Origin of the sequence: Serratia sp. Tan611 (assembly GCF_905188235.1) — a bacterium.
In the GTDB taxonomy this organism is placed as follows: Bacteria; Pseudomonadota; Gammaproteobacteria; order Enterobacterales; family Enterobacteriaceae; genus Serratia_B; species Serratia_B rhizosphaerae.
This window is the reverse complement of sequence record NZ_LR994655.1, coordinates 753,876-771,154: the sequence shown is the minus strand read 5'-3', so window position 1 is coordinate 771,154 and position 17,279 is coordinate 753,876. Positions and strand designations below refer to the sequence as shown.

The following is a 17,279-nucleotide window of genomic DNA, read 5'->3' as shown; positions in this document are numbered from 1 at the left end:
TCATTTTTTACGATATTACACCACCCGAAAGGTATTGCCATACATTTTTATCTACAAAAGACAAAAAAACCGGATTAATTACTGGAACACGTTACTCGAACACCCAAATAAACCACCCCAAAAGCCAATTAATTAATGGGGCAATTAAATAAAACCGTTAATAAAATATCTTTTCTATTTCCAGCGTGGTTATTATTCGTTAATCGTTCCGTTAATAATAAAGCATTAGCGCTTGGCTTTATTTATACGCATAGCCCCTCTCCGAATAAGAGAGGGGCATAATCATTATCCTTTGGCTTCCACAACCTCATCTTCCGGTGCTTTACCGTCAATACTGCCGCGCCAGCCGGTCTCCTGTTCCCGCGACAGGCGTGAGCGGTCCTGCTCAATGGCGTTGCTGAGCATCTCTTTCGCGCGCTGCAGGCTGGCGATACGGAACTCGGTATCCTCGTAATGCTCCACCGTGCTTTCCAGCATCTTATGGTTATAGCAACGGAAGATATCCGCCTTTTCCCGTGCCTCGTAGGCGTCCATCCCCAGCAGCTCCAGCGCTTCACGGCCGATACGCAGCGAGCTTTCAAAGGTTTCGCGCTCCGGTTTCTCCACCCCGAGGCGCCGCAGCTGATACCAGTGGTCAACGTCGCGGGCGCGCGCCACCACCTTCAGGTGCGGGAAGTGGCGTCTGGCCAGTTCGGTCAGTTGCAGGTTGGCCTCAACGTCGTCAATGGCGTTAATCAGCACCTGCGCCTTTTCCGCACCGGCGGCCTCCAGCAAGTCGGCGCGGGTAGCGTCGCCATAAAACACTTTGGTGCCAAACTTGCGCAAGGTTTCGATATGATCCGGATCGTGATCCAGCACCACGGTGCGCACGCCGTTGGCCAGCAGCATACGGCCGGCGATCTGGCCGAAGCGGCCGAAACCGGCGACGATCACGCTGGCGTTCTCTTCGTCGATCACATCCGCCGGACGATCATCCTGCGGCGCACGCTTCTCCAGCCGGGATGCCAGCACCAGCAGCAGCGGCGTCACGGCCATGGACAGCGCCACCGCCAGCGTCAGCGATTTGGCCCATTCCTGCGGCAAGACGCCGGCCGTCTGCGCCGCGCCAAACACCACAAAGGCGAACTCACTGCCCTGCCCCAGCAAAATGGCAAACAGCCCGCGCTGGCGCTTTGGCACCCCCAGCAGCGGCGCCAACAGCCACAGCATGGCCGCCTTCAGCAGCATAAAACCGAGCAGCAGCGTGGCAATCAGCAGCGGGTGGCTGAACAGCGTGCCAAAATCGATCGACATGCCGACGCCGATAAAGAACAGCCCCAGCAGCAGCCCCTTAAACGGCTGAATATCGCTTTCCAGCGCATGACGGTATTCCGAGCTGGCCAGCAGCACGCCGGCCAGAAACGCGCCCATCGCCATCGACAGGCCGGCCATTTCCAGCAGAATGCCGAAACCGAATACCAGAAACAGCGCGACGGCGCTGAAGACTTCGCGCATGCCGGAGCGGGCGACAAAGTGCAGCAGCGGCCGCGTCACATAGCGGCCGAGCAGCACCACCAGCGTCAGCGCGCCCACCACCTTGGCGGCGGAAATGGCAAAGGCGCCGAGCGACGTCGAGGCGCCGCTGTTGGCCAGCAGCGGGATCATCGCCACCAGCGGAATCGCGGCGATATCCTGAAACAACAGCACCGCGAACGCGCTGCGTCCGGTCGGTGACGAAGTCAGATTACGTTCATTCATCGCCTGCATGGCGATAGCGGTGGAAGAGAGCGCCAGCGTCAGGCCAATCAGCAGCGCCACCTGCCAGTTCAGCCCGAGGAAGTAGCAAAAGGCACTGAGCACCAGGCCACAGCCGGCCATCTGCATGCCGCCGCCGCCGAATACCGAAGCGCGCAGCGTCCACAGCCGTTTCGGGTCCAGTTCCAGACCGATGACGAACAGCATCAGCACCACGCCGATTTCCGCAAAGGTCAGGATCGATTCGGCGTCGGACACCAGTTTCAGCCCCCACGGCCCGATGATACAGCCGGCGATCAGGTAGCCCAGCACCGATCCCAACCCCAGACGCACCGCAATCGGCACCAGCAGACCGGCCGATCCCAGATAGATCAGCCCTTCGATCATCATGCCGTGATTATCCATGTTGGTTCTCCTGCGTTTGCGGTTGCTGCGCCAGTAGGTAATCAATCAGCCGCTGCCGGTAGGCCTCTCCCGCCGCCAGCAGCGCCGTTTCGTTACAGGTGAAGGTATTATGCAGCGCAAAGTAGGGCTGCCAGCGCATGCCGCAGTACAGCGCCGTCGCCTGCAGCGGCTGCGCCAGCACGGCAAACTCCGGGTAGTCGCCCAGCTCGAAGTGGTGGCGGTCGCCGCCGCTGGTCACCGCCCACAGGCAGTCTTTCCCTACCAGCGCGTTGCCGTCGTGGCCGTAGGCCCAGCCGTGCTCCAGCACCTTGTCGATCCACAGCTTCAGCAGCGGCGGCAGGCCGTACCACTGCATCGGATGCTGCAGCACCACCATATCGGCGCGTTCCAGCGCCTGCTGTTCCGCATGGATATCGATGCTGAAATCGGGATATAGCTCATACAGCGAGCGGACTTCCACCTCGGGAATATCTTTCACCGCCTGCAGCAGCCGTTGGTTGGCGTGCGAGTGCCGGGGATAAGGGTGTGCGTAGATTATTAGAATCATGTTTATCTCGTCGTTCCTTGCCAATACATCAAGCATATACCAGCCGTCTAGCATGACAGCGGGCAAATTGATTGATAGCGGAAATTTTTAACCTGCATCAACAAGCAAGCTGAATGACTTTGCGCGGGGGTAAGGTATAAAAAAAGGCCCTGCATGCAGGGCCTTGAACAACGGTACGGGCGCGGGGCTTATTTGCCGATGCGCGCGTGCATCTCCTGAACCGAGGTGACCTGTTCGGTCGGATCGGCCTTCAGCGCCATCGCGGTGGCAAAGCCGCCGTTCAGCGTGGTGTCGTAATGCACTTTATACTGCAGCGCGCTGCGGCGAATCAGCTTGGAGTCCTCAATCGCCTGGCGGCCGGCGGTGGTGTTCACGATGTAGGTGTACTCGCCATTCTTGATACGGTCCTGAATGTGCGGACGGCCTTCGTGCACCTTGTTGACCAGGCGCGGGTTGATGCCCGCTTCGCCCAGCACCACCGCGGTGCCGTGGGTCGCATCCAGCTCGAAGCCCTGCTTCAGCAGGCTGGCGGCCAGATCGACCACCCGCGCCTTGTCGCCTTCACGCACCGACAGCAGCGCCCGGCCCTGCTTGCGCATGCCGGAGTTGCTGCCCAGCATCGCCTTGGAGAAGGCTTCAGCAAAGGTGCGGCCAACGCCCATCACTTCCCCGGTAGAGCGCATTTCCGGCCCCAGAATCGGGTCGACGCCCGGGAATTTGTTGAACGGCAGCACCACTTCTTTCACCGAGTAGTACGGTGGAATCACCTCTTCCGTCACGCCCTGCTCGGCCAGCGTTTTGCCCGCCATCACGCGCGCCGCCACTTTCGCCAGCGGCACGCCGGTGGCTTTGGAGACAAACGGCACGGTACGCGCGGCGCGCGGGTTGACTTCAATCAGGTAGACCTCGTTGTCCTTCACCGCAAACTGGACGTTCATCAGGCCGCGCACCTGCAGCTCAAACGCCAGTTTTTCCACCTGCTGACGCATCACGTCCTGAATGTCTTTGCTCAGGGTGTAGGCCGGCAGTGAACAGGCGGAGTCGCCGGAGTGTACGCCGGCCTGTTCGATATGCTCCATGATGCCGCCAATCAGCACGCGCTCGCCGTCGCAAATCGCGTCGACGTCGACTTCAACCGCGTCGTCCAGGAAGCGATCCAGCAGCACCGGCGCATCGTTGGACACGCTGACCGCGGTCTGGAAGTAGCGGCGCAGGTCGGTTTCGTCATAGACGATTTCCATCGCACGGCCGCCCAGCACGTAAGACGGACGCACCACCAGCGGATAACCGATGCCCGCCGCTTTCTCTACCGCCTGCTCAATCGCCGTTACCGTGGCGTTGGCCGGCTGCTTCAGGCTCAGACGGTTAACCGCCTGCTGGAAGCGCTCGCGGTCTTCCGCGCGATCGATGGCGTCCGGGCTGGTGCCGATAATCGGCACGCCGGCCGCTTCCAGATCGCGCGCCAGTTTCAGCGGCGTCTGGCCGCCGTACTGAACAATCACCCCTTTCGGCTGTTCGATACGCACGATTTCCAGCACGTCTTCCAGCGTCACCGGTTCGAAGTACAGACGGTCGGAGGTGTCGTAGTCGGTCGACACGGTTTCCGGGTTACAGTTGACCATAATGGTCTCGTAGCCGTCTTCGCGCAGCGCCAGCGAGGCGTGTACGCAGCAGTAGTCGAATTCAATGCCCTGACCGATACGGTTCGGCCCGCCGCCCAGCACCATCACCTTCGGCCGGTCGCTGTTCGGGTTGGATTCGCACTCTTCTTCATAGGTGGAGTACATATAGGCGGTATCGGTGGAGAATTCCGCCGCGCAGGTATCCACGCGTTTGTACACCGGATGCAGACCATAGCCCTGACGCAGTTTGCGCACCGCGCCTTCGGTCACGCCGGCCAGTTTTGCCAGACGCGCGTCGGCAAAGCCTTTGCGCTTCAGGGTGCGCAGGAATTCCGCCGTCAGGCCGTTGATGCCGCTCGTCGCCACCTCTTCTTCCAGGCGCACCAGCTCTTCAATCTGCACCAGGAACCAGCGGTCGATATTGGTCAGGTTGAACACCCCGTCCACCGACAGCCCGGCGCGGAACGCGTCGGCGATATACCAGATGCGATCCGGGCCGGCGTCTTTCAGCTCGCGGCGGATCTTGGTCAGCGCTTCCGGGTCGTCCAGGCTCACTTTCGGGTCAAACCCGGTGGCGCCCACTTCCAGGCCGCGCAGCGCTTTCTGCATCGACTCCTGCTGGGTGCGACCAATCGCCATCACTTCGCCGACCGACTTCATCTGCGTCGTCAGGCGGTCATTGGCGCCGGCGAATTTCTCAAAGTTGAAGCGAGGGATTTTGGTCACCACGTAGTCGATGGACGGCTCAAACGACGCCGGAGTACGGCCGCCGGTGATGTCGTTCATCAGCTCATCCAGCGTATAACCCACCGCCAGCTTGGCGGCGATCTTGGCGATCGGGAAGCCGGTGGCCTTCGACGCCAGCGCCGAGGAGCGCGATACGCGCGGGTTCATTTCGATGACGATCAGGCGACCGGTTTTCGGGTTCACCGCAAACTGCACGTTAGAACCGCCGGTTTCCACGCCGATTTCACGCAGTACCGCCATCGAGGCGTTACGCATGATTTGATACTCTTTGTCGGTCAGGGTCTGCGCCGGCGCGACGGTAATCGAGTCGCCGGTGTGGATGCCCATAGCGTCGAAGTTTTCAATCGAGCAGACGATGATGCAGTTGTCGTTCTTATCACGCACCACTTCCATCTCGTACTCTTTCCAACCGATCAGCGATTCATCAATCAGCAGCTCGTTGGTTGGCGACAGATCCAGGCCGCGCTCGCAGATTTCTTCAAACTCTTCGCGGTTATAGGCGATGCCGCCACCGGTGCCGCCCATGGTGAAGGACGGACGGATAATGCACGGGAAGCCGACATCGGCGGCTACCGCCAGCGCTTCTTCCATGGTGTGCGCAATGCCGGAACGTGCGGTGTCCAGGCCGATTTTCTTCATCGCCACGTCAAAACGGCGGCGGTCTTCAGCCTTGTCGATCGCATCGGCGGTCGCGCCGATCATCGTCACGCCGAACTCTTCCAGCACGCCCTGACGCTCCAGCTCAAGCGCGCAGTTCAGTGCAGTCTGGCCGCCCATGGTCGGCAGCACCGCATCCGGGCGCTCTTTTTCGATGATTTTACGCACCACTTCCCAGTGGATCGGCTCAATGTAGGTCGCATCGGCCATTTCCGGGTCGGTCATGATGGTCGCCGGGTTGGAGTTCACCAGAATAACGCGGTAACCCTCTTCGCGCAGCGCCTTACACGCCTGCGCGCCGGAGTAGTCAAATTCACAGGCCTGGCCGATAACGATCGGGCCAGCGCCGAGGATCAGGATGCTTTTTATATCAGTACGTTTTGGCATGGTTGTTATGGCTCCTGATTATTTAGCGTTGGAACGGTGAGACTCAATCAGTTCGATAAAGTGATCGAACAGCGGCGCGGCATCGTGCGGGCCAGGGCTGGCTTCCGGGTGGCCCTGGAAGCTGAACGCCGCTTTGTCGGTGCGGTGAATGCCCTGCACCGTGTGGTCGAACAGCGACTTGTGCGTCACGCGCAGGTTGGCCGGCAGGTTGTTCTCATCCACCGCAAAACCGTGGTTCTGCGCGGTGATCATCACCGTATTGTTGTCCAGATCCTTCACCGGATGGTTGCCGCCGTGGTGGCCGAGCTTCATTTTCACCGTCTGCGCGCCGCTGGCCAGCGCCAGCAGTTGGTGGCCCAGGCAGATGCCGAACAGCGGGATGTCGGTGGTCAGGAACTGCTGAATGGCGGCAATCGCGTAGTCGCACGGCTCCGGGTCACCCGGGCCGTTGGACAGGAAGATGCCGTCCGGATTCATTTTCAGCACCTCATCCGCCGGGGTCTGCGCCGGCACCACCGTCAGGCGGCAGCCGCGATCGACCAGCATGCGCAGGATGTTGCGCTTCGCACCGAAATCATAGGCCACCACGTGGAACGGCAGCTCGGATTCCGCTTTGGCTTCCGGCAGCTCGCCGGCCAGCGTCCAACTGCCCTGACGCCAGCCGTAGGCTTCCTGCGTCGTCACTTCTTTTGCCAGGTCCATGCCTTTCAGGCCCGGGAAGGCTTTGGCCTTCTCCAGCGCCAGCGCGGCATCCGGCGCGTCGCCGGCGATGATGCAGCCGTTCTGCGCGCCTTTCTCACGCAGCAGACGCGTCAGCTTGCGGGTATCGATATCGGCAATCGCCACAATATTGTTGCGCTTGAGGTAGTCGGACAGGTTTTCTTCACTGCGGTAGTTGCTGGCAATCAGCGGAAGGTCGCGAATGACCAGGCCTTGAGCGTGAATAGCGGAGGATTCTGCGTCGGAAGCATTGGTGCCGACATTGCCGATATGAGGATAAGTAAGAGTAACGATCTGGCGGGAATAGGAAGGATCAGTGAGGATTTCTTGATAACCGGTCATCGACGTATTGAAGACCACTTCCCCCACTGCCGTACCCTCTGCCCCAATGGCCCGACCGTGGAATTGGGTTCCGTCTTCCAGAACCAATAGCGCTGACTTAATCAAAACACCCTCCGAGGAATAATAAATCACAATATTTGCATATTAATTCAGATATCGCGATCTAAATCAATGCAAAAACCGCCCTCAAGGCTAATTTTTGGCAAATTGGGCGCATTTTAATGATGGGCACCCCGTTTGTCTACTTAAAGCGCCATTTTTTCACTTATTTTTACTGACTACGCGGTTTAATAGGCTTCACAGCCACAAAAACACAGCTAAACCCGAGCGAGTAAACGGTTGCTAGATAGGATGTGGTAAAACGGGCGATTTAATACGCTAAAAACAGGCTTTAATCGTTTAACAGTGAAGAAAAGGGAGGTTTTAAAGGAACAAACTCACATAAATAGTAATGATGATGCAAAAATACAACCAACACCATATTTATCATGTTAAAAAAAAGGACAATAAAAATATTGTCCCAGTATCATAGCCATACGATCAATATAACCACATCACACGGATATAAAAACCATTACAACTGGTCTAATCCCAGCACATCTCGCATATCAAACAGCCCATTATCACGCTCAGACAGCCAAACCGCCGCGCGAACGGCGCCATTGGCAAAGGTCATCCGACTGGAGGCCTTATGTGTGATCTCAACCCGCTCGCCGATATCGGCAAACATCGCGGTATGTTCACCGACGATATCGCCGGCACGAATGGTGGCGAAGCCAATACTCTGCGGATCGCGCTCGCCGGTGTGGCCTTCGCGCGCATAGACGGCGCACTGCTTCAGGTCGCGCCCCAGCGCATCGGCAATCGCTTCGCCCATCGCCAGCGCGGTGCCGGACGGCGCATCCACCTTGTGGCGGTGGTGAGCTTCAACAATTTCAATATCGGTATAGTCGCCCATCACTTTGGCGGCTTTTTCCAGCAGCTTCAGCACCACGTTGACCCCGACGCTGAAGTTGGCGGCGAACACAATACCGATCTGCTGCGCAGCGGCGTTAATGGCCGCCTTGCCGGCATCGTCAAAACCGGTGGTGCCAATCACCATCGCCTTATGGTGGGAAACGCAAAACGCCAGATGCGCCAACGTGCCTTCCGGACGGGTAAAGTCGATCAGCACATCAAAGTCATCCGCCACCTTGGCCAGATCGTCGTTAACGATAACGCCAAGCGCGCCGACGCCGGCCAGTTCGCCCGCATCCGCCCCGACTAACGAGGAGCCGGCGCGTTCCAGCGCCGCCCCGAGCACCACGCCCTGCGCCTGCTGCACCGCCTGAATCAATTGACGCCCCATACGGCCGCCGGCGCCCACAACCGCCATGCGGATCTGTGAATCAGTCATACTTCGCTCTCTTATCAATGAAATGCCTATCCCAGGCTATCGGATCAGGTTAACCGCCCCGCCGGTTCATCGCCAGAGGATTTCCATCATGATAAGAAATTTATGATATCGCCGGGGGGTTATCAGTAACGCTATATCCCCACGGCTACATAATCATGCAGTTTGCGACGGTGCCACCAGCGGTTTACCCGCCCGCGCCGTTAGCGGGCTGCCGCTCAGGGTGAAGGCGGCAATCACGGTAAACAGCAGCGCAATGCAGCCGAGCATCAGGTAGGCGGTTTTAAAGCCGTACGCCACATACATCATCCCCGCCGCATAGGACATACCGATGGCGGAAAACTGTTTGAAAAAGCAGAAGCCGAACAGGTAGATCGACGCGGACAGCTTCACGTCAAACTGGGTGGTGATGTATTTGAAAATGCCCACCAGCAGGAACGGCACTTCAAACATATGCAGCGTCTTGAGCACGATCACCGCCGTCACCGAATCGGCAAATGAAGAGCCGATAATGCGCAGCGACATGATTGCCCCGGCGATCAACAGCGCATTCTTGCCGCCGATACGGTTAATGATCAGCGGTGCAAAAAACATAATGAAGGCATTGAGGAATTCGCCCAGCGTGGTGACATAGCCAAATGCCTGCGTACCACTGTGGCGGTCGCGGAAGAAAGAGGTGAAGAAGTTGGCGAACTGCTGATCGAACACGTCATACACGCAGGCGACGCCGACGATATACATCACCAGGAACCAGAACTTGCGCATCCGCAGCAGCCGCAACGCCGAACGCAGGCTGACCGGGTTCTTGTTCAGCGCCAACCCTTCCGCCACCGCGACCGTGCCGCTTTTTTCCGGCCGGAACAGGCACAGCAGCAGCGCCAGAATCAGCGTGCAGCCGGAAGCCAGCCACAGCGAAAACTGATTATTAATGGTGAAGGTGTAGCCGACGATTGAGGCGCAAATCGCCCAGCCGATACAGCCGAACAGCCGCACCCGCCCGTATTCAAACTGGCTGCGCCGGCTGACCTTTTCCACATAGGCTTCGATCGCCGGCGAGCCGCCGCTGGCCACCAGCCCCAGATAGAGGCCGCACAGCAGCGCGCCGACGATAAAATGGCTCTGCAGCAGTGGCGAGATCACGTAGATAAACAGCGGCGCCAAAAACATCAGCAGTACGATGATCAACCACAACAGATGTTTCTTCAGGCCGAAGCGGTCGGTAATAAAGCCGAACACCGGCTGGCACACCAGCGCAAAGAACGCCATAAAGGAGAACACAATGCCGGTCTGTCGCTGATCGAGCTGGTTGACGTCATGCAGCCAGAGCGGGAAAAAAGGCAGGATAGAACCCAAAATAAAAAAGTAGAAGAAGCAAAAGCCGCTGAATATCCAGAAATTCTTGTTTTTTAGATAAAACATAGCTCGCCATCCCTTTGTACCCGGGCGTGACGCGCGCGCCCGGGATGTTATTGGTGGAAGTGATGCTCGGGATAAATTAGTGGTAGGCCGGCAGCCAGTTTCCGTGCGCCTCGATCAGGGCGTCGCACAGCTGGCGGATATCGTCGATAGACAGTTCCGCCGAGGTATGCGGATCGAGCAGCGCAGCATGGTAGATCGCCTCGCGTTTGTGAGTCACCGCCGCCTCAATGGTCAGCAGCTGCGTATTGATGTTGGTACGGTTGAGCGCCGCCAGCTGCTCCGGCAGGTTCCCCACGTAGCACGGCGTAATGCCCTGACCGTCTACCAGACAAGGCACCTCGACGCAGGCTTCGTTCGGCAGGTTGGTGATAAGACCCGTGTTGAGCACGTTGCCGCCGATTTTGTACGGACGGTCGGTCTCCATGGCTTCGATAATGTAAGAGGCGTATTCGTGCGTACGCGTATGGGTAAGATGCGCGTCGTGGGTCAGTTCCTGCTTCTGCTGTTCCCACTGGGCAATCTGTTCAACACAACGGCGCGGATACTCATCCAGCGGAATATTGAACCGTTCGATCAGCTCCGGGTAGTTGCGCTTGATCCAGTACGGCATATATTCGGCGTTATGCTCCGAAGACTCGGTGACGTAATAGCCGAAGGTTTTCATGATTTCATGGCGCACCATATCGTCATGTTTGCCCTGCAGCGCCGCAGCGCGCCGTTTGATTTCCGGGTAGAGATCCTGCCCGTGACGACGGATATCCAGCAGCCAGGCCATATGGTTGATGCCGGCGATATGGAACTGCACGTCGTCGGTCGGCATATCGACGCTTTTCAGCAATGTGTCGGCGCACACCTGCACGCTGTGGCACAGGCCGACGGTTTTCACGCCGGTATGGCGCAGCATGGCGCCGGTCAGCGAGGCCATCGGGTTGGTGTAGTTCAGCAGCCAGGCGTCCGGGCACACCTCTTCCATATCGCGGGCGAAAGAGAACAGTACCGGAATGGTGCGCAGCGCGCGGAAAATGCCGCCAATCCCCAGCGTATCGGCGATGGTCTGCCGCAGGCCGAATTTTTTCGCGATTTCAAAGTCGGTGATGGTGCACGGATCGTAGCCGCCAACCTGAATGGCGTTCACCACATAGTTAGCGCCCTGCAGCGCCGCGCGGCGGTTCTCCTCCCCCAGATACGGGGTAATGATCGCCTTGCCGTCGTTGACGTTCTGATTGATATTATTCAGCATCGCCAGCGACTCGTTCAGACGGTTGCTGTCAATATCGTACAGCGCGATATCCACTTCCCGCAGCGCCGGCGTACACATAATGTCGCCCAACACATTCTTCGCGAAAATTGTGCTGCCTGCGCCCATAAACGTCACTTTGATCATACTGTTTCTCCACATGCCTGAACTGGGTTAACGATAGGTCTGTAGTGAAAGTAGTGGCTGCGCGCCGGACTGTATATGTAGAAATGTGACCTCATTATGGGTAAAAACGACGGTAAAAAAAAAGTGTGAGCTGGCTCCTACTCCACGCCTCCGCTGGCGTTGCAGATTCAGCTCGGCTGCTATCTTATGGCCAAACGGTGCGAAAAATGGCGGTAGGCAGCGATGCACAAGAGCTTTACCCTGACCAACACCTCCGGTATCGAACTGAACGTGTTTCAGTTCGGCCATGAGGATTGCGCGCCCGGCCATCGTTTCGGCCCGGCGGTGCGTCAGCATTACCTATTTCATTATGTGATATCCGGCAGCGGGACGCTGTACACCGACAGCGGCGAGTTTACTATTCGCCCCGGCGAAGGCTTTCTGATCTACCCCCACGATGTCACCACCTATTGCGCGGACCGGCAGGATCCCTGGCATTACATGTGGATTGAGGTCGACGGCCTGATGGCCGCAACCATTTTCCAACAGTGCCGTCTCAGCCGCCAGATGCCGGTCTATCGGCCCCAGCACTACCGGCCGGAAGCCGAAGAACGGCGCTGTCTGGCGGAGATCGTCGCCCATGAGCAAAACGACGCCTGGCTGAAAATCATTGGCTTAAGCTACCAGTTCTTCGCTGCGCTGATCGCCAATGCACAGCGGGAACAGCCGGCCGCGCCGGCGGAAAAAACCCGCCACCTCAGCAAGGCGGTGAAATACCTGGAAAGCCGCTACCACGAACCGCTCTCTATCGGCCAGCTGGCGGCTTACTGCAACCTTAACCGCAGCTATCTGAGCCGTCTGTTTAAAGCGGAGTTTGGCCTGGGGCCGAAAGAGTATCTGCTGCAGGTGCGCATGAACGTCGCCGCCAGCCTGCTGCGTCACGGCAGCGCGGCGATTAAGGTAGTGGCGCTGTCGGTGGGGTATGACAATCAGCTGCACTTCTGCAAGGCGTTCCGCCAGTTTTACGGCGTCTCCCCCAGCGCCTGGCGCAGCGGTGAAGGCGACCTCACATCCAGCATTGAGCCACGCCTGATGGCAACGGCCAGTGTCGATACCGACATCGCGCAGCAGCGGCGCTGAAAAAAAACGGGGAGCCATGGCTCCCCGCTGTTACTGCATTTCTCTGTCTTAATCGACCTGCTTGATATCGACCCGCAGCTCTTTCGGCACTTCGAACACGATATTTTCTTCACGGCCGCTGATTTCCTGCACGTTCTTTCCGCCCAGGGCCTTCAGCCGGCCGATCACTTCCTGCACCAGCACGTCCGGCGCCGAGGCGCCGGCGGTTACGCCGATATTGCTGGCGTCCTTCAGCCACTGCTCCTGAATATCCATCGCTGAATCAATCAGGTAAGCCGGCTTACCGACGCGCTGCGCCAGCTCCGCCAGACGGTTGGAGTTAGAGGAGTTTTTCGACCCCACCACCAGCACCACGTCCGCATCGCCGGCCAGATTACGCACCGCTTCCTGACGGTTGGTGGTGGCGTAGCAAATATCGTCCTTACGCGGCCCGATGATTTTCGGGAAGCGCTGACGCAGAGCGTCGATCACGTCCGAGGTATCATCCACCGACAGCGTGGTCTGCGTCATAAAGCACAGGTTTTCTTCGTTCTTGACCTGTAGCTGCCACACATCGTCCGGCGATTCGACCAGATACATTCCCCCTTCCGGGTTGCTGTACTGGCCCATGGTGCCTTCCACTTCCGGGTGGCCCGCGTGGCCGATCAGAATCGCTTCAACGCCTTTGCGGCTGGCGCGCGCCACTTCCATATGCACCTTGGTCACCAGCGGACAGGTGGCGTCAAACAGCATGGTCAGATCGCGCGCCTTGGCTTCGGCGCGCACCGCCTGAGAAACGCCGTGCGCCGAGAAGATCAGGATCGAACCGTCCGGCACTTCCGCAATCTCTTCGATAAACACCGCGCCGCGCGCGCGCAGGCTGTCGACCACATAGCGGTTATGCACCACTTCGTGACGCACGTAGATCGGCGCGCCGTAAATCTCAAGCGCACGTTCAACGATGCTGATTGCGCGATCGACTCCGGCACAGAAACCGCGCGGGTTAGCCAGCAGTATTTGCATGCGTCTCCTCCTGCTGCGGATCGATCTCCAGCACCTCAATGTCGAAGGTGATCGGGTGTCCCGCCAGTGGATGGTTAAAATCAACGGTGACCGACTCTTCAGCCACTTCGCGCACCACGCCCGGCATCTCTTTGCCGTCCATCGAGGTGAACAGCATGATGGTGCCGACTTCAGGCACGCCGGTTTCGGCAAAGTCACGACGCAGGAAGAACTGGATAAGATCCGGGTTGTTGGCGCCGAACGCGTCTTCCGGCTGCAGCGTAAAGGCGCACTTGTCGCCGGCAGCCAGGCCGAGCAGCTGTTGCTCCAGCGGCGCAGACAGGCTGCCGTCGCCAAGGCGGAACAGCGCCGGTTTGCCGTTGCCGCGGGTGGATTCCGCCGTTGAACCATCTTCCAGTTTCAGCGTGAAATGCACCAGCACTGCGCTGTTGGGTTGTACCTGGACCGTCATGTTACTCACCTTTACTCGTTGCACGCTTGCCGGAAGGCAAGAAGCCTTCCAGTACGATCATCGCCGCCCCCACGCAGATAAAGCTGTCTGCGAGATTGAAGGTCGGGTAATGCCAGTTGCCGACGTAGAAATCGATAAAGTCGACCACAAAGCCGTGCCACAGGCGGTCAAACAGGTTGCCCAGCGCGCCGCCGATAATAAACGCATAGGCAATGTTGTTCAGCTTTTGCTGCGCCTGGCTGCGGTACATCATCACCAGCAGCACCGCCACGATGGCGACGGCAATGCCGGCGAAGAACCAGCGCTGCCAGCCGCCGTGGTCGGCCAGGAAGCTGAACGCCGCGCCATAGTTACGCGCGTAGTACAGGTTGAAGAACGGCACCAACGGCTGGGACTGGCCCAGCGCGAAATGGCTCAGAATCCACTGCTTGCTGACAAAATCCAACGCCAGCACCACAACCACTAACCACAGCCAACGCAGGCCGGTCGAACAGATCGGTTTACTCATCAGGCAAATTTACGTTTTTCGCCGTCGCCGGCTACGTTGCTCACACAGCGGCCGCAAAGATCTGCATGCTCCGCCACCTTGCCGATATCCGTGGTGTAATGCCAGCAGCGCGGACATTTTTCACCTTCAGCGCTTTCAAAGGCGATTTTCAGCCCCTTCAGCTGTTCGCTCTGCTGCGCATCCGCCGGCGCATCCGCCAGCGACGCGACGCGCGCGCCGGAGGTCAGCAGTACGAAACGCAGCTCATCCTGCAGGTTGTTCAGGTGTGCGGCCAGCGCATCGTCGGCGTACAGCGTGACGGACGCTTCCAGCGAACCGCCCAGACGTTTGTCGGCACGCGCCTGCTCCAGCACCTTGTTGACTTCGCCGCGCACTTTCAGCAGCTCGGCCCAGAACTCGTCGTTCATGCTTTCGCCTTCGGCCAGACGGAACAGGCCGTCGTACCACTCTTCGGTAAAGACGAACTGCGCGCGATCGCCCGGCAGGAAGCCCCAGATTTCATCGGCGGTGAACGACATGATCGGCGCCATCCAGCGCACCAGCGCTTCCGCAATGTGGAACAGCGCGGTCTGGCAGCTGCGGCGCGCGTTGCTGTCGCTCTTGGCGGTGTACTGGCGGTCTTTGATGATGTCCAGATAGAAGGAGCCCATCTCAACCGAGCAGAACTGCATCAGACGCTGCACCACTTCGTGGAAGTCGTAGTTGGCGTAGGCGTGCTCAATGTCTTTTTGCGCCGCCATCGCGCGGCCGACCGCCCAGCGATCCAGCACCACCATGTCTTCCGGATCCAGACAGTCGGTGCTCGGGTCGAAACCGCTCAGGTTCGCCAGCAGGAAGCGTGCGGTGTTACGAATACGACGATAAGAGTCGGCGGCGCGCTTGAGGATTTCATCAGACACCGCAATCTCGCCGGTGTAGTCGGTGGAAGCCACCCACAGGCGCAGAATATCGCCGCCCAGCTTGTTCATCACGTCCTGCGGACTGACGGTGTTGCCGATCGACTTGGACATCTTGCGGCCCTGACCGTCAACGGTGAAGCCGTGGGTCAGCACCTCTTTGTACGGCGCCTTGCCCTTCATCGCGGTGGAGATCATCAACGATGACATAAACCAGCCGCGGTGTTGGTCGGAACCTTCCAGATACATATCCGCGCCGTGGCCCTGGAATTCAGGACGCACGTCAACCACTGACGCATGGGTCGAGCCGGAGTCGAACCAGACGTCCAGCGTGTCCGGCACTTTCATGTAGTTGTCGGCATCTGCGCCGAGGATGTCCGCCGGGTTCAGATCCCACCACGCCTGGATGCCGTCCTGCTCCACGCGCTTGGCGACCTCTTCCATCAGCTCAACGCTGCGCGGGTGCAGCTGCTCGGTCTCTTTATGCACGAACAGCGACATCGGTACGCCCCAGGTGCGCTGACGCGAAATACACCAGTCAGGACGGTTGGCGACCATGGTTTCGATACGCGCCTGGCCCCAGTCCGGGATCCACTTCACGCCTTTGATCTCTTCCAGCGACTGCTGACGCAGACCTTTCTGATCCATGCTGATAAACCACTGCGGCGTGGCGCGGAAGATGATCGGCGTTTTGTGACGCCAGCAGCACGGATAGCTGTGCTGCAGTTTTTCCACATGCAGCAGCGCGCCTTGCTCGCGCAGCATTTCCACGATCAGATCGTTGGCCTTGAAGACAAATTTGCCGTCCAGTTGCGGATGGGTGCCGGTCAGGTAGCAGCCGTTCGGGCCGACCGGGTTGGCGATCTCCAAACCGTATTTCTGGCTGATGACGAAGTCGTCCGGGCCGTGGCCGCCGGCGGTATGCACCGCGCCGGTACCTGCGTCCAACGTCACATGGTCGCCCATGATCGCCGGCACGTCGAAGCCCATAAACGGATGCTGGAAACGCAGCAGCTCCAGATCGGCGCCCTGGCAACTGCCCAGCACCGTCCAGTCGGTGATGCCGGCGCGTTTCATCACGCTGCTCACCAGATCTTCGGCCAGAATCAGGCTCTGGCCGTCAACCTGCACCAATTGGTAGGTGAATTCCGGGTTCAGCGAGATCGCCCGGTTGGCCGGCAGAGTCCACGGCGTGGTGGTCCAGATCACCAGCGAAATCGCGCCGCTGAAGTTGCTGACGCCGAACTTGGCCGCCACCGCCGCCGCATCGCTGGCGTGGAAGGCCACGTCGATCGACGGCGAGGTTTTGTCGTAATACTCGACTTCCGCTTCCGCCAGGGAAGAACCGCAGTCGGTACACCAGTGAACCGGCTTGGCGCCCTTCAGCAGGTGGCCGTTGTCGATGATTTTACCCAGCGCACGAATGATGTTGGCTTCGGTTTTAAAGTCCATCGTCAGGTACGGACGATCCCAGTCGCCCAGCACGCCCAGGCGGATAAAGTCCTTCTTCTGGCCTTCAACCTGCTCTTTGGCGTATTCACGGCACTTCTGACGGAACTCGGCGGCGCTCAGCTTTTCGCCCGGCTTGCCGTACAGCTGCTCGACTTTCAGTTCGATCGGCAGACCGTGGCAGTCCCAGCCCGGCACATACGGCGAGTCGTAACCGGCCATCCCTTTCGACTTGATAATAATGTCTTTGAGAATCTTGTTAACCGAGTGACCAATGTGAATGTTGCCGTTCGCATACGGAGGGCCGTCATGCAAAATAAAGGTTTTTTTGCCCTTTTTGGCAGCACGAATAATCCCGTACAGATCCTGTTCATACCAACGTTGCAGCATGCCAGGTTCGCGCTTGGCGAGATCGCCGCGCATCGGGAACCCTGTTTCCGGCAGGTTCAGGGTGTTCTTATAGTCACTCATGAGATTCTCGTTTCCGTTTTCGGCTA

At 58.7% G+C, this 17,279-nt stretch carries 12 protein-coding genes; 1 reads left to right on the top strand and 11 read right to left on the bottom strand.

From position 1 onward, the window contains the following. Positions 1-285: 285 nt before the first annotated feature. The 7 genes from kefC to TAN611_RS03530 form a co-directional block, all read right to left on the bottom strand. A complete protein-coding gene (gene kefC / locus TAN611_RS03560) occupies positions 286-2,139 on the bottom strand; it encodes a glutathione-regulated potassium-efflux system protein KefC (protein WP_105229726.1) in 1,854 nt (617 codons plus the stop codon). Continuing rightward, complete coding sequence (gene kefF, locus TAN611_RS03555; protein WP_111737744.1) at positions 2,132-2,686, bottom strand: glutathione-regulated potassium-efflux system oxidoreductase KefF; 555 nt, start codon at positions 2,684-2,686, stop codon at positions 2,132-2,134. Before kefF ends, kefC begins: the two co-directional genes overlap by 8 nt. A 188-nt stretch (positions 2,687-2,874) precedes the next feature. Further along, complete coding sequence (gene carB, locus TAN611_RS03550; protein WP_105229724.1) at positions 2,875-6,099, bottom strand: carbamoyl-phosphate synthase large subunit; 3,225 nt, start codon at positions 6,097-6,099, stop codon at positions 2,875-2,877. Positions 6,100-6,117: 18 nt separating this feature from the next. Next, on the bottom strand, positions 6,118-7,266 hold the full coding sequence (carA, locus tag TAN611_RS03545) for a glutamine-hydrolyzing carbamoyl-phosphate synthase small subunit (RefSeq protein ID WP_111737745.1): 1,149 nt from the start codon (positions 7,264-7,266) through the stop codon (positions 6,118-6,120). Positions 7,267-7,735: 469 nt separating this feature from the next. After that, the gene (gene dapB / locus TAN611_RS03540; RefSeq protein WP_105229722.1) at positions 7,736-8,557 is read right to left on the bottom strand and encodes a 4-hydroxy-tetrahydrodipicolinate reductase; all 822 of its coding nucleotides are present in this window, start codon (positions 8,555-8,557) and stop codon (positions 7,736-7,738) included. 153 nt (positions 8,558-8,710) lie between these two features. Then, entirely contained in the window at positions 8,711-9,973 is a 1,263-nt protein-coding gene (locus tag TAN611_RS03535; protein ID WP_105229721.1) for an MFS transporter, read from the bottom strand. 76 nt (positions 9,974-10,049) lie between these two features. Further along, on the bottom strand, positions 10,050-11,357 hold the full coding sequence (locus TAN611_RS03530) for an alpha-glucosidase/alpha-galactosidase (RefSeq protein ID WP_105229720.1): 1,308 nt from the start codon (positions 11,355-11,357) through the stop codon (positions 10,050-10,052). A gap of 222 nt (positions 11,358-11,579) precedes the next feature. Here TAN611_RS03530 and TAN611_RS03525 point away from each other — a divergent pair, with 222 nt between their 5' ends. Then, the gene (locus TAN611_RS03525) at positions 11,580-12,476 is read left to right on the top strand and encodes an AraC family transcriptional regulator (RefSeq protein WP_111737746.1); all 897 of its coding nucleotides are present in this window, start codon (positions 11,580-11,582) and stop codon (positions 12,474-12,476) included. A gap of 48 nt (positions 12,477-12,524) precedes the next feature. Here TAN611_RS03525 and ispH read toward each other — a convergent pair whose 3' ends face one another. The 4 genes from ispH to ileS are packed head-to-tail and all read right to left on the bottom strand — an operon-like array spanning position 12,525 to position 17,253. Next, positions 12,525-13,478, bottom strand: a complete 954-nt coding sequence (gene ispH / locus TAN611_RS03520) for a 4-hydroxy-3-methylbut-2-enyl diphosphate reductase (RefSeq protein ID WP_105229718.1) — start codon at positions 13,476-13,478, stop codon at positions 12,525-12,527. Continuing rightward, positions 13,459-13,929: an FKBP-type peptidyl-prolyl cis-trans isomerase gene (gene fkpB / locus TAN611_RS03515; RefSeq protein ID WP_105229717.1), complete on the bottom strand. Its 471-nt coding sequence runs from the start codon at positions 13,927-13,929 to the stop codon at positions 13,459-13,461. Before fkpB ends, ispH begins: the two co-directional genes overlap by 20 nt. A gap of 1 nt (position 13,930) precedes the next feature. After that, positions 13,931-14,437 carry a signal peptidase II gene (gene lspA / locus TAN611_RS03510; protein WP_054305905.1) on the bottom strand — a complete coding sequence of 169 codons (507 nt, stop codon included), beginning with the start codon at positions 14,435-14,437 and terminating at the stop codon, positions 13,931-13,933. After that, complete coding sequence (ileS, locus tag TAN611_RS03505; protein WP_105229716.1) at positions 14,437-17,253, bottom strand: isoleucine--tRNA ligase; 2,817 nt, start codon at positions 17,251-17,253, stop codon at positions 14,437-14,439. The genes lspA and ileS overlap by 1 nt, the downstream gene beginning before the upstream one ends. Between the last annotated feature and the right edge of the window lie 26 nt (positions 17,254-17,279).

Coding starts and splice junctions, on each gene's coding strand:
- kefC (WP_105229726.1), bottom strand. CDS start 2,139: ATGGATAATCACGGCATGATGATCGAAGGGCTGATCTATCTGGGATCG.
- fkpB (WP_105229717.1), bottom strand. CDS start 13,929: ATGACGGTCCAGGTACAACCCAACAGCGCAGTGCTGGTGCATTTCACG.
- dapB (WP_105229722.1), bottom strand. CDS start 8,557: ATGACTGATTCACAGATCCGCATGGCGGTTGTGGGCGCCGGCGGCCGT.
- TAN611_RS03530 (WP_105229720.1), bottom strand. CDS start 11,357: ATGATCAAAGTGACGTTTATGGGCGCAGGCAGCACAATTTTCGCGAAG.
- kefF (WP_111737744.1), bottom strand. CDS start 2,686: ATGATTCTAATAATCTACGCACACCCTTATCCCCGGCACTCGCACGCC.
- ileS (WP_105229716.1), bottom strand. CDS start 17,253: ATGAGTGACTATAAGAACACCCTGAACCTGCCGGAAACAGGGTTCCCG.
- TAN611_RS03535 (WP_105229721.1), bottom strand. CDS start 9,973: ATGTTTTATCTAAAAAACAAGAATTTCTGGATATTCAGCGGCTTTTGC.
- carB (WP_105229724.1), bottom strand. CDS start 6,099: ATGCCAAAACGTACTGATATAAAAAGCATCCTGATCCTCGGCGCTGGC.
- ispH (WP_105229718.1), bottom strand. CDS start 13,478: ATGCAAATACTGCTGGCTAACCCGCGCGGTTTCTGTGCCGGAGTCGAT.
- lspA (WP_054305905.1), bottom strand. CDS start 14,437: ATGAGTAAACCGATCTGTTCGACCGGCCTGCGTTGGCTGTGGTTAGTG.
- TAN611_RS03525 (WP_111737746.1), top strand. CDS start 11,580: ATGCACAAGAGCTTTACCCTGACCAACACCTCCGGTATCGAACTGAAC.